Raw genomic sequence first — 13,161 nt, 5'->3', positions numbered from 1 at the left:
TCCTTCAGGCGTTACGCCGAATTTTTTTCATCATTAAGATCTATAGATGAGCCGTCTTCCTTCAAAAGGGTAGGACTCGCTTTCCCGAGAACAGATGCTCTTGTAATGATACAATCCGTCACTTCGTCGAGAGATGGCAGTTCATACATTACATCCAACATGATGTTCTCAATGATAGAACGTAGTCCACGGGCACCCGTTTTTCGTTCAATCGCTTCTTTCGCAATTTCAAGTAGCGCCTCATCCTCAAATCGCAGCACGACATCATCTAATTCAAACATCTTCTGATACTGTTTGACAATTGCATTTTTCGGGATCGTTAAAATTTGATAAAGTGCGTCTTCGTCCAGCGGTTCTAGACTTGCAAGGACTGGAAGACGGCCGATGAATTCTGGAATCAGACCGAAGCGCTGTAAATCTTCTGGAATCAGCTTTGAAAGCATGGAATCCTTTTCTTCAACTATATTCGGATCTGCACCAAATCCAATTAGCTTTTGTCCAATGCGGCGTTTAATGATATCATTTATGCCATCAAAAGCTCCCCCGACAATGAAGAGAATATTTGTCGTATCAATTTGAATGAACTCTTGGTGCGGGTGTTTACGACCGCCTTGTGGTGGTACGCTCGCAACCGTTCCTTCAAGAATTTTCAGAAGGGCCTGTTGGACACCCTCCCCTGATACATCACGTGTAATGGATGCATTTTCAGACTTCCGTGCAACCTTGTCAATTTCGTCAATGTAGATGATCCCTTTTTCAGCACGTTCAACATCGTAGTCCGCCGCCTGAATCAATTTCAACAAAATATTCTCTACATCTTCTCCGACATATCCGGCTTCTGTCAACGAGGTAGCATCTGCGATTGCAAATGGTACGTCAAGAATTCTAGCAAGCGTTTGAGCAAGTAATGTTTTCCCGCTTCCAGTAGGTCCAATTAGGACGATATTAGACTTCGAAAGCTCTACATCGTCAATCTTACTGTTGGAGTTGACGCGTTTATAGTGATTATAGACAGCGACAGAAAGAGATTTTTTTGCACGGTCCTGCCCAATTAGATATTCATTAAGTATACTTTGTATTTCTTTCGGCTTCGGAACGTCTTTAAGCTCAAATCCTTCTTCAAGCCCGACTTCCTCTTCAACAATTTCTGCACAAAGTTCAACACATTCATCACAAATATAGACGCCTTGCCCGGCGACTAGCTTACGAACCTGCTCTTGGGATTTCCCGCAAAAAGAACAGTTCAAGTTGTCTTTTTCATCGTTAAATTTGAACAATATGCTCACCCCTATTTAAGTGACAATCTTACAAGATTACCCGATTTTTATCAACTAATTAGAATTCGTTCCTATTTTGGCGGGATACTGTTCCCCATTCTATGAAAAACAAGGCACGGTCTTCCGTACCTTGTCCTTATTCCACTTTATTATTCAGTGATTTTTGCATTTTCAACAAGATATTCAACTGTTTTAGTAAATCGAAGATCATTTTCAAGAGCTGAAGTTCCACCAAGCGTTTTTCTAATCTGCTCGATTTCCATGCCGAATTGCTGGGACATTTTTTCAAGTTCAATATTGATATCTTCTTCATTCACTTCAATGTTCTCAGCTTTGCCGATTGCTTCGAGGACTAGTGAAACACGCACGCGGTTTTGTGCATCTTCTTTCATTTGTAAACGAAGTGCTTCTTTATCCTGTCCTGAGAATTGGAAATATAGATCCAAGTTCATACCTTGCGTTTGAAGACGTTGTGCAAATTCCTCCATCATTCGGTCGACTTCTGTGTCGATCATCACTTCAGGAATATCGATTTCCGCATTTCTTGCAGCTGCTTCTACGAGATCGTCGCGAAGTGCTGTTTCAGATGCAGTTTTCCTCTCTTCCAACGTTGCTTCTTTCATCTTCGAGCGCAATGCTTCAACGCTTTCAACTTCTTCATCGATTTCTTGTGCAAGTTCGTCATTTAGTTCAGGAATCTCTTTTGACTTAATTTCATGGATTTTCACTTTGAATACGACTGGCTTACCCGCAAGTTCTGTTGCGTGATATTCTTCAGGGAAAGAAATTTCAACGTCCTTTTCCTCATCCTGCTTTAGACCGACTAACTGCTCTTCAAACCCTGGGATAAATGAACCTGAACCAATTTCAAGATCGTATCCTTCAGATTTACCGCCTTCGAATGTTTCACCATCGACGAAACCTTCAAAGTCCAAGTTGACTGTATCACCATTTGCGACTTCGCCTTCTTCTTTAACGACCAATTCAGCGAATGCTTGTTGACGTTCTTTCAATTGCACTTCAATTTCTTCATCTGTAACTTCAGTTTCCTGACGTGTCACTTCAAGGCCTTTATAATCTCCAAGTTTAACTTCAGGTTTCAAAGTGATAAGCGCTGTGAAGATAAGTGCCTTCCCTTTTTCCATTTGCGTAACGTCGATTTCCGGACGATCAATTGGCTCTACGCCAGATTCATCGAGAGCATTTGTATATGCTTCCGGAAGAATGATGTCAAGTGCATCATTGTAAAGTGATTCTACACCGTACATTTTTTCGAACATTTGACGTGGCATTTTCCCTTTACGGAATCCTGGTGCTTGTACGTCTTTAACAACTTTATTGAATGCTTTGTTAATGCCTGCAGTGACTACCTCTGCTGGAACTTCTACTGTTAACGTACCTTTGTTATCTTCTTGCTTTTCCCATTTAACTGACATAATTAAAACCCTCCGAATCATTTGGCCAATATATTTTCATACTCATATGCTCCATTGACAACCATCTCAGTATATCATAGTCTCTTCATCTTTCAACTGATTTCATTCTAGTTAAAAGTCTAAATCCATGTCCGTTTGTTGAATCAGTATGTTGAGTTTCGTGTTAGGCAGTTCCTTGCCTGAAAACAGACATTCTATGTAGTGCACATAAGCAGTGGCGACTTCTTCTGCATTGGATTCCCCCCAATTGAATGGGAACGCCGTGATTGCAAATTTTTCAACAAGGCTGTGCGCCATCTCGAGCCGCGAAGGGTCCTTGCTTAATAATCGGTTAAGTAGTACTTTCACATATTTCGTAAGTTCGTCTTGTCCGGGTAGCGTCATATTTGCTGGTATACACTTCGTTTCCAAACCGAATTTACGAACCGTGACTTCATCCTTCAATTCTACTTGATGAAGGAGTGTCAATGCAAATGTAATAACGAGTGGTGTCATATCTTCCATTTCCGCAATTTCTTGAAGGAGCAGTGTCATCTCTGATAAGTCAGTTCCTTCCAATGAGGCCAGCGTAACCTGTTGACTTCTAGCACTCATTTTTCTGAATTCCTCTAGTGTGAAAGTTTGCTGTTGAGTGTAGTATTCTTCTGTACCATAACGATTAGAAAGACGTTCATTTAATTCACGAATGTAGTTGAATTTAGTCAACATGTCTTGTGGTATGATACCTTCGTCTAGTAGTGTTCCAATTGTCATTTCGACTTCTTCATATTCTTGCAACTGGATGCTGATTGTCAAATAGAGTTCCATCGCATCAATGTAGTCGGTCTTGCCACTATGGAGGAGCCTTGCCGCAATTTCCTTTGCTCGTTGAAAATCTCTCGTTTCGTATAGGGCGACAGCGTAAGGACCTAGAAATTCCGGATAATCGGGTTCGTATTGAATAGCTTCGTCAAACGCTTTGACTGCCTGTGGAAAATTTTCTTGTTCGACTGCTACTAATCCATTTTCAACTAGTCTTTCAAATGTTCCTGGGAAGACGATTATATTTTCCGTTTTCCGGAGTCTACCGTATTTCGTTCGCATTACGCTCACCTTCTTTCATCATTCCCACTATAGCATAGCGATTTTCGTTTTGAAATTGATTACTTATAGATTCCCACAAAATACTAAAAAAGAATTTCCAACCTCTTATATACCAAGGTTTTTACTATTCAATGTGTATATTACGCCACAGACCTTTCACTTCATCTTCCCACTCATGCATAGCGTTATGGAACCAGCTGATATGCATCCCGATTAACAATAAGCGTGACATTATCGTAGTTCCACAAAAATGATGCAGGAAAATTTTCACTTATATTTTTATCCAACTTCACTAAATATCCTCCCTTGTATATGCGATATTTCCCCTACAAATTGTCATCTGAACATTCCACTCTTCATCGATGATTGTAAGATCTGCATCTTTTCCCGGCATAATCATTCCTTTATTAGGTAGTCCAAGCAGTATTGCAGCATTTGTAGAAGTCATTGCAACAAGTTCAGCTAACGTACAATTCGTAACAGATTTCATATTTTTCGCTGCATTTCCCATCGTTAATACGCTTCCTGCAAGTGTTCCATCACAAAGTCGTGCCCCCTTATGAGTAATCTCAACATCTTGTCCCCCTAAATCATAAATGCCGTGCGCAAGTCCTTTCGCACGCATTGCATCTGTAATTAAAATGATTCGACTTGAGTTCTTTTGATGAAAAGCAAGTTCAATTGATTTTGGGTGGCTATGAATCAGATCGACAATTAATTCAACTGTCAAATGCTCCTCTAAAAAAGCTGCCCCCACTACCCCAGGTTCCCTATGATGAAAAGGGCTCATTTGATTGTATAAATGTGTCACATGGCAAGCTCCCGCTATAACCGCTTCGCGAACTATTTCTACTGTTGCATCAGTGTGTCCAATAGATGCAATCACACCATTCGCAGTCAACTTTTCAATAAATGCAATACCGTTATCCATTTCAGGGGCAACAGTTACGAGTTTGATACGATTTCCACTCACTGTTTGCCATTTTTCAAATAATGAAAATGAGGGAGGCAAAATGTGTTTGATTGGTTGTGCACCCGCCCTTTTAGGAGAAATGAAAGGACCTTCTAAATGAATACCAAGCATTTCAGCTTGCTTCTCATTTGCATTAAAAATACGCGCATTCTGTAACGCTTTACAAATGTCTTCATCTGACTGTGTCATGGTCGTTGCTAAAAAACTTGTCGTTCCTTCACGAGGAAGTGAACCTGCCAAACCATTTAATGCTTCTGGTGTTGCATCCATTACATCAAAACCGTATGAACCATGAATATGCACATCAATAAACCCTGGGACTACAATCCAGTTCTTATTAGTGGCATCAATTCGAATATCCGCATCTTTTTTTATAAATGCAGCAACTTCTTTAATTTTCCCATTTTCTAAAAAAATATCCCCAAACATACTACCTTTCGTTGACTCCGCAATTATAATACTTGAAATCAACAATGTTTTCCCCACTAATCTTCACTCCCTCACTATAAATAGTGATATATAGCTATTTGCACTGTTTCTCGAATGGTTCTTGTAAAATATCGCCTCAATTTGTATCCTACAATTTAGGGTGAGGTGCATTTTTATTTACTCACACACCCTAGAAGCCGCACCGTGTAATCCCGACTCCCCTTTATAAATACTTGCCTCAATCCGCTTCTCCTTGCCTTGTAACAAAGGATGATGTAAATACAGTTTAACTTCTTTCCGCACTGCCTCTATAAGTTCTGGATGATGATTGAACACGCCGCCTCCAAGGACAATACAATGCGGATCCGAGTAAACGAGGATGTGATACACTTCTTTTGCTAGCGCAATGATTGCTTCGTTTACAATCGCTCCAATCCGCTCGTTGCCTTTATAATAAAACGTCATCATTTCCTTCAATGTCAGTTCGGGATTACTACATTCTTTTCGGCCTCGTGATTCCAGTGCAGGACCGGAAACGAATGATTCCAGTGACGCTTCCGATGCTTCCATCAGACAAAAACCTATTTCTCCCGCCATGCCGGCCCCTCTTAAAAACTGCCCCTTATAAATCGAGCAACAGGAGATACCTGTGCTAAGCGTTAAATACACAAGAGATTCCTGGGAGAATCCACGGGTTGTATACTCTCCCCACGCCGCCATATACACATCATTATCTACGACAATTTGCGATTTAGGAAACGCGTCGACAAGCCTTCCTGTTAGTGGAAAATCCCTCCAAGGTAAATTGTTCTGGAAGATTGCAATCCCTTTTTCCACATCAACAATTCCTGGTATACCAACTGCAATCCCGTTTATATCATCGCTATTCACAGACGCACCCATACAAAGGGACTTGAAAGATTCAATCAGTGACCCGAACAGTATTTCTCCGTCAATTTTTTCACTTACTATTTCAAGGGTTTGCAATACAGTCCCATTTTTGCTAAACAGGGCTGTTGCAAGCTTTGTCCCGCCTATATCAGCAGCAAGTATATATCCCATTTACACTCCACCTCCGATTCAGACTATCTAATAATCTTTCTTTAAAACCTTCACTTTAAATCTTTTAAATAAATTCCATATGTTTTCCATGGTTTAAAGTCGAGTTTTTCATAAAACTCCACTAAGATTGTCCAATCAATAATAATTGTTTCGATGTTTCGTTCTTGTAAATAAGCCATCGCAACTAGAACAATCGCTAATCCATAGCCTTGCTTCTGTTCATTTGCATCAATTCCCAATGGCCCGATTCCTCCGACTTGTTGTTCGAAAAGGGGGCTCCAATAAACATTTTGAGCAATCGACGGTGAGTCCGCATCATTAATTCTACAAAATCCGATAATTCGATCCACCTTTTTGATGATGACAAATTCCCGGCCATCCCCATTCATTTCAAAATACTTAATTGCTTCATACACCCATCTTCCAGGAAAACATCTTTCCAAAAATAAAATCAATTCTACTTCTTCATCTTTTTTTAGAATTGAAAATGTGACTGAGGTATTAGTAGGTAAGTCGTATGTTTTATCCAGATGATTAATCAAATCATAGGTGTCTATTCTTTTATTGTAACCCTGTTTTTCTGCCCACTTTTGTGCTTCCTTATATTGAACTGGTATGCCTGAGAAATAGTGAAAGGGGTCTCCACCTAATTGCATCTCTTCAACACCAATTCCCTTTAAATCTGCTTCTACGCGTTCGAGTAGAATTGTACCAATGCCTTTTCCACGATAAGCACTGTCTACTAAAAGCACTTGAATCCAGCCCCTCTTAGGATCCATTTTCACATCTATTTCTTCTTGCCATCGTTTGGCGACTACGAATCCGATTACACGGTCTTCATCGTCTACTGCGATATAAGAACTGTCATAAGAGACGTTCACATCATCAAAACTATTTTGGACAAACAACTCTTCACGCATCGGAAAATCAATGGCTAATTCTTTATTCCATAACTCTACTAGCTCCTCCAATCGATTACGATTCCAAGAGATCATTTTCACCTTAACCCCTCCACTAATTTAGTCGTTTTTTGTTGTATTTCATACTCTACCGAATGTTTCTTCCATTCGTTTAATCGGATTGTCTACCCTATCGTCGCCCCATTCGACAACTTGATTTGCCTTTAGAAGTTCCTGTTTTAATTCTTCGTAATCTACATTTTGAACAGCTATTTTATGTTTATAGGCGAGGGCTGCCGCAGTTCCCGCCGTCTGCCCTAGAATCATAAATACCGGCTCCATTCGAATCGAACCATAAGCGATATGCGAACTAGATAAGCAAACGGGGACAAGTAGATTTGTACATTCCACAGATTTTGGGCGAATGGAACGATACGAAATCTCATAAGGAGCTATTGGAACCTGAACATCTCCCTCATTCACACACCTACCATCAATCACGACGCGTCGACAGTTATGTGAATCCATATGGAATGACGCCAAACCAATTGGGTCATCGACAAATTCCTGTTTTAGACAATTATGATCTGTCATGACATAATCAGAAATCATTCTTCTTCCTTCACGGATATACAACTGATGTGGCCAGTGCCCCGTTTTTTCAAACTCATCTTTCGGTAACCCCCAGGTAGCTACTTCCTCACGTATAGCCACTGGTACACGTAAATCATTTGCTAAAAAGTACAACATTCCCAGATCATAATTCAGATGATCTTGAAAAATTTCCTCGCGCCTTTGATAACTACCTTCCGGCCAGTCGTAATTCATCCCAAGGTTATCCGTCGATACCGCACCATAATTATTTAAATCGGATTTTCCGTTCGGCAACATTGTGTGAAGGTTCATCGCATCCCAAACTCCTGCTTGAATATAGCGAAGTAGAAGCTGGTATCGATCTGCTTCATAACGTGGTGGCATAGGAAACGGAATACGATTTCCCTTATCCTTCGTCAAACAAATCCGGAAATTATACGCTTGAATCCGGTGATCTCCTTGCCCTTGATAGCCTAATTGTTTAGAATCATCCTTTGTAATCCCCGGCAAGATACCACTTTTAGGATCACCTTCAACAACATAAGGATCAATCCATTTTTCAAATTTATGATGAGGCGCACCAAACTGGATGCCATTGTAAATTTCCTTATATGTTGCATTCGACTCCCGTCCAACAAAAAAAGTAACAGCTGATTTAGCTAATAAATCACCTTCATAACTACAATCCATAAAGACTTTACCTTTATATCGATTCTCATTTCCCATTATAATTTCAATTATTTCTCCATTTTCTTTGATAACTTCTTCTAAATGCTGGTTCAAATAAACCGGAATATCATAGTCTTTTATCCATTTATCAAACACATACTGAGCTGCTTGTGGTTCAAATTTCCATTGTTTCTCTTTTCGGTAGTACTTCGCAATTTCTTGATAAAATTCTTTCGAAAGACCACCAACTGCATCTTCCGCTCCAAGATCTGTAGCTCCTAATCCACTCGCGGTCATCCCACCAATATTTTTGCTAAACTCAACGATTGCGACAGTGATGCCCATTCTTGTTGCTTGAATAGCTGCCGTTATACCGGCAGGTGTACCTCCGTATATAATTAGATTTTTTTCAATTATCGTCGGTTTGCCAACTTTTTCTACCGGCACATAATAATGCAGATTACTAAAATCCATTAGTAAAACCTCCGTATATCCTGTTTGAATTATTGTTCACCTTTTAATGCCCATGCTTCCGAATAAATTTCAGTTCCTTTTTTAAGATAATAAAAATAAATCAACATCATTTCTTTTGTTGTAAATGATTTAAAATTATCCTGTGTCTGAATTGCTAACAATGTTTTGGTCTCCGTCATATCCCACTTCGATAAATGGTCATACACTTCGCGTAAATAGGATGGAATCATTAATTGATTCATCGGCTTATGAACTTTTTCCGGATCAACTACTCTGGCAGGAAATAGTGGGGCATTCCATTTCGTATGTTGTGAAACAAGTTTTTCTAATTCGTCAATCATCTCGCGAAATGCTGCTTTATCCTCATTAAAAATAGTGAAATAGTCTTCGACAATCACCTCATATTTTTCACCCCAAGCAATCCTTGAGTATACATAATTATTATAATGGTGGATCCATTTCCAAGGATAGTTGACCCCTATCTCTGAGCCTTGTTGTTTTTGATGTATTGGGACAATTAAATTTAAAACACCGTTTATATTCAATTGTTTATAATCATATAAATCCTGTTGAATTCTCGTAAGAAGTGGTGGGAATAGCTCCGTTAACATGAAATGATCACTATAGTACTCAAGAACTGTTAACGATTTTTCACCTTTTTTTGTTTGCTCATTCCAATCCTGTAATGTTTGATAGGCTCTCGCTTGCCTAGAATCACTTGAATCAATAGCAGTTGAATAATCCCTTCCCCAATAGGCATATAATGCATCGACTTTATCAGATGCTTCTGTTTGATCTTCCCTTTCTAACATGTTCCAAGACAAACCAGCATTGTACACAATATATTCTACCTCTACGTGTAAATTTTCCTTATCAAGTGCATCTTTCAGTTTTTCAGTAAATCGAATATATGTCGGTAAAAATCCACTCGCGTTCTTCTCATCAATTCCGATATCTTCAGGCCACAACGAGATTCTAGTAATCACCTTGTTCTCCAAACAGATAGCGACTACTTTATGAATGACTTTATCCTGAAGATATGTATTTTCAGCAAAAAACTTTAGTTTCTCGTCTTGCTTAAGAATGTCCCCACTCGTGTCTTTCTGTATCTCTTTTAGCAAGTAACTTAAACTATGCCCCCCTAAAGTTACATGAACATCCCGTTTTCGTAGTGCAGGCGTCACGTACGATTTAATTTCATCCCATAGGAAAAACGTGAAAAAATATTCATTTTGACCATTTTTAACTCCCCAATCAATGAGTGAATTGATATAGTTTGGATCATTAATTGTTTCAATAATATTTCCGCGCCTTGCAAACATAGGCTCATGAATATATCGTTCTTCTATCGTTGGTGAATGAGAGTTAACGATTATCTCTTTGTCCAGATCAATCCACTGGTAGCCAAATTGATTTTTACAATACATATAAACGCCATAAAGAATCGAACGGGGTTCATTTCCGATAATCCACATATCATTTTCTGATTTAAGCAATGCAAAACCATCATCATTCACTGTGATTGTTTTTTTCATATCCATCAAAGAATGATAGTCATTTGTTGTTAGTAAAATGATTCTGTTACTATTTTCATCGGGCTTAGTAAATGAAGCTTGACCACCAATTGTACTTTCGTCCCCCGCCTCTCTCATTAACCTTCTCAACTCTTCAACAGCGAACAAAATTGTTTCGTGATTATCCCAATAAATGATTTTATTTATTATGATCAGCACCTTTCTCAAGAAATAATTATTGCCCCTATTGACTTTTGAATTCACTTAATGCTCCCTGCTGTCATTCCTTCTATAAATTTCTTTTGAGCAAAGAAAAATATTATCAATAATGGTATTGTAGCTAGTGTTGTTGCGCTCATTAAGTGGTGCCATGCTGTACCTGTTTCATCAGTAAATAGTGATAATCCAATAGGTAATGTCATGAGCTCTCGTGAATTAATAAATATCAGCGGATACAAAAACTCATCCCAATTTGCCAAAAATGTAAATATAGTCAATGTTGATAGAGCTGGAACAGATAATGGCAACATAATTCTCCAATAAACCTTAAACTTTGAACAACCATCCATTATCGCTGCTTCTTCTAATTCTTTTGGTATCATTATAAAAAACTGTCGCATTAAAAAGACACCAAATGCACCCGAAGCACCAAATGTAGGCAGTAAAATTAATGGAAGATGAGTGTTAATAAGTCCAAGTTCTCGCATGAATAAAAATAATGGAATAATAGTCACTTCTGCTGGAATCATCATTACGCTTAATAACAATAGAAAAATAACATTCCTACCAATAAATTTTATTCTAGCAAAAGCATACCCAGCCATTGAAGAGAACAACAAAACCAATAACGTTACTAATATAGAGATATAAATACTATTCCAATACTGCTTCAAAAACGTCGAATTCCCTAATACTTCAGCATAGTTTGCCCATCTTATCGGATTAGGAAAAAATTGTGTGAAAGTTTTGGCGGGTTCCTTTAAAGAGGTAGAAATCATCCATAACAAAGGACCGATCATTAACGATGTTATTATTAAAAGTATAATATACTTAAATAGATTACTTCCTTTATTCCTCATAGAAAACCCACCTCTTTCTAACAATCCAAGATAGAATAGTAAATGCTAATAAGATAAAAAACAATACAAATGCTAACGCTGAAGCATAGCCCATATCGAAATGTTTAAAGGCAGTTTCCCAAATGTAGTACACTAGAACCTTCGTGCTATCTACTGGCCCTCCACGGGTCATAACGTAGATTTGACCAAAAACCTTCATAGCACCGATTGTAGTAATAATCATAGTTAAAAATACTGTTGGTGTAATTAATGGCAATGTTACGCTTCTAAATTTCCTGAAATTAGATGCACCATCAAGCTCAGAAGCTTCATATAATTCTGCTGGAACTTGTTGCATCGCAGTTAGAAATAAAATCATGTTTAATCCAACATTTTTAAGGACACTCACAAAAATAACTACTGGTAAGGCAGTTGGTATACTTAAAAGCCATGAAGGTCCTTCTATGCCAATCAAAGCTAACATTTGATTTATAAATCCTAATTCAGTGGCCAATAAATACTTCCAAACAATTGACCATACAATTAATGACGTCACTACTGGTACAAATATAGCGGTTCTGAATAAGCCAATCCCGAAGAATTTATTTTTTAACAATGATGCTAAAAAGATTGCTAATATTATATTGAAAGGGACTAAACCTAAACTAAATAATAATGTGTTAACTAAGGATTTTATAAATATAGGATCATGAGCCAAGGTTTCGTAGTTTTTTATTCCTATAAAGGTTTCGTCTCCTAGTAGTGGCCAATCATTCAAACTTATAAAAAAAGCATATAGCAAAGGACCGAACATAAATAGTGTAAATCCTATTAACATAGGCGAGACAAATAACCAACCTGCTATATTGTCACTCCATTTTGAACCAAGTTTTTTTCCTTTAGTGAGGTGTCTAAGCATTTTATCTCACCCTCAATAATCATTCTATTTTTTTGTAAATCGTGAAATCGTTTCAAAAATAGATTCTACTGTACTACCAATTGTTACTGCTCCCAGCATAACTGCATTGATGCCTATTTCTTGAAGCATCAATAAATCATCCGGCACAAGATTTTTTTGAGAAGGTACAATAAGTGGTAGCTTCGTATTATCTCGATAACTTTTATAAGAAATTAAGTCTTCAAAGTTTAATGTTCTTCCATAATCCTCTTTTTTCACGATTGACAGCTCAACTGCCTGAATATTAAATGACTCAATGACTCGTACCCGTTCGTAACAAAACTTATCATTAACTGCTACTGTACACTCCAAGTCATTCTGAAGTAGTAGTTTCGACCCGATATCTTTTGCATATAATGAATAATAGTTAAAGCCTAGATCCTTTAACTGTTTCGTCTTTACACCAAGCACCTTTTCAATTTCATCACCTATGACGGCACCAATTGGTCCGGTAAATTTCCGTCTTACTTCTTCAAACATTTCAAAATAAAACTCTACATCTTTGAATTTATTCCCACTAGCCCGATGTGAAACATTAATATGAAATTTAAGTCCATCTGCACCCGCATCAATAGCAGCTTGCGCTAAATCCATACGATTCTCCGGAAGGCTTGCGATTATAGACATTTTCTCACTAAATAACATCTTTTTTAATATTGCTTCCATTTTCAATATCCCCTTATGAAATTAAAAGTAACGAATTAAAAACCGTTACTTTTAATCTTGTAACTTTTT

General features: G+C 38.1%; 11 protein-coding genes. All 11 read right to left on the bottom strand.

Annotation, left to right across the window (positions count from 1 at the left end; all coding sequences use genetic code 11):
* Positions 1 to 11: 11 nt before the first annotated feature.
* The 11 genes from clpX to H4683_RS07965 all read right to left on the bottom strand — a co-directional run bounded on the left by clpX (position 12) and on the right by H4683_RS07965 (position 13,092).
* Positions 12 to 1,277, bottom strand: coding sequence for an ATP-dependent protease ATP-binding subunit ClpX (gene clpX / locus H4683_RS08015; protein ID WP_192598335.1), 1,266 nt, complete (start codon positions 1,275 to 1,277; stop codon positions 12 to 14).
* A 149-nt stretch (positions 1,278 to 1,426) separates the two neighbouring features.
* Positions 1,427 to 2,713 (bottom strand): trigger factor, encoded by a 1,287-nt coding sequence (gene tig, locus H4683_RS08010; RefSeq protein ID WP_192598334.1) that lies wholly within the window; start codon positions 2,711 to 2,713, stop codon positions 1,427 to 1,429.
* A gap of 111 nt (positions 2,714 to 2,824) precedes the next feature.
* Positions 2,825 to 3,796 carry a tetratricopeptide repeat protein gene (locus H4683_RS08005; RefSeq protein ID WP_192598333.1) on the bottom strand — a complete coding sequence of 324 codons (972 nt, stop codon included), beginning with the start codon at positions 3,794 to 3,796 and terminating at the stop codon, positions 2,825 to 2,827.
* A gap of 292 nt (positions 3,797 to 4,088) precedes the next feature.
* Complete coding sequence (gene nagA, locus H4683_RS08000) at positions 4,089 to 5,255, bottom strand: N-acetylglucosamine-6-phosphate deacetylase (protein WP_192598332.1); 1,167 nt, start codon at positions 5,253 to 5,255, stop codon at positions 4,089 to 4,091.
* Positions 5,256 to 5,375: 120 nt separating this feature from the next.
* A complete protein-coding gene (locus tag H4683_RS07995) occupies positions 5,376 to 6,260 on the bottom strand; it encodes an ROK family protein (RefSeq protein WP_192598331.1) in 885 nt (294 codons plus the stop codon).
* 50 nt (positions 6,261 to 6,310) lie between these two features.
* Positions 6,311 to 7,255, bottom strand: a complete 945-nt coding sequence (locus tag H4683_RS07990; RefSeq protein ID WP_192598426.1) for a GNAT family N-acetyltransferase — start codon at positions 7,253 to 7,255, stop codon at positions 6,311 to 6,313.
* Between the two features lie 45 nt (positions 7,256 to 7,300).
* Positions 7,301 to 8,896 (bottom strand): FAD-dependent oxidoreductase, encoded by a 1,596-nt coding sequence (locus tag H4683_RS07985; RefSeq protein WP_192598330.1) that lies wholly within the window; start codon positions 8,894 to 8,896, stop codon positions 7,301 to 7,303.
* 29 nt (positions 8,897 to 8,925) lie between these two features.
* Positions 8,926 to 10,674, bottom strand: coding sequence for an alpha-glucuronidase family glycosyl hydrolase (locus H4683_RS07980; protein ID WP_192598329.1), 1,749 nt, complete (start codon positions 10,672 to 10,674; stop codon positions 8,926 to 8,928).
* On the bottom strand, positions 10,671 to 11,489 hold the full coding sequence (locus tag H4683_RS07975) for a carbohydrate ABC transporter permease (RefSeq protein WP_192598328.1): 819 nt from the start codon (positions 11,487 to 11,489) through the stop codon (positions 10,671 to 10,673). Before H4683_RS07975 ends, H4683_RS07980 begins: the two co-directional genes overlap by 4 nt.
* Positions 11,479 to 12,387 (bottom strand): carbohydrate ABC transporter permease, encoded by a 909-nt coding sequence (locus H4683_RS07970; protein ID WP_192598327.1) that lies wholly within the window; start codon positions 12,385 to 12,387, stop codon positions 11,479 to 11,481. Before H4683_RS07970 ends, H4683_RS07975 begins: the two co-directional genes overlap by 11 nt.
* A 24-nt stretch (positions 12,388 to 12,411) precedes the next feature.
* Positions 12,412 to 13,092: a hypothetical protein gene (locus tag H4683_RS07965; RefSeq protein ID WP_192598326.1), complete on the bottom strand. Its 681-nt coding sequence runs from the start codon at positions 13,090 to 13,092 to the stop codon at positions 12,412 to 12,414.
* Positions 13,093 to 13,161 lie beyond the last annotated feature (69 nt).

Source organism: Sporosarcina limicola, assembly GCF_014873855.1.
In the GTDB taxonomy this organism is placed as follows: domain Bacteria; phylum Bacillota; class Bacilli; order Bacillales_A; family Planococcaceae; genus Sporosarcina; species Sporosarcina limicola.
Note: the sequence above shows the minus strand (reverse complement) of the source record. Positions and strands in the feature narration are given on the sequence as shown.

Bases quoted from the DNA above. Each gene is read 5' to 3' on its own strand.
- H4683_RS07985 (WP_192598330.1), bottom strand. From the start codon at position 8,896: ATGGATTTTAGTAATCTGCATTATTATGTGCCGGTAGAAAAAGTTGGC.
- H4683_RS07970 (WP_192598327.1), bottom strand. From the start codon at position 12,387: ATGCTTAGACACCTCACTAAAGGAAAAAAACTTGGTTCAAAATGGAGT.
- tig (WP_192598334.1), bottom strand. From the start codon at position 2,713: ATGTCAGTTAAATGGGAAAAGCAAGAAGATAACAAAGGTACGTTAACA.
- H4683_RS08005 (WP_192598333.1), bottom strand. From the start codon at position 3,796: ATGCGAACGAAATACGGTAGACTCCGGAAAACGGAAAATATAATCGTC.
- H4683_RS07995 (WP_192598331.1), bottom strand. From the start codon at position 6,260: ATGGGATATATACTTGCTGCTGATATAGGCGGGACAAAGCTTGCAACA.
- H4683_RS07965 (WP_192598326.1), bottom strand. From the start codon at position 13,092: ATGGAAGCAATATTAAAAAAGATGTTATTTAGTGAGAAAATGTCTATA.
- H4683_RS07975 (WP_192598328.1), bottom strand. From the start codon at position 11,489: ATGAGGAATAAAGGAAGTAATCTATTTAAGTATATTATACTTTTAATA.
- H4683_RS07990 (WP_192598426.1), bottom strand. From the start codon at position 7,255: ATGATCTCTTGGAATCGTAATCGATTGGAGGAGCTAGTAGAGTTATGG.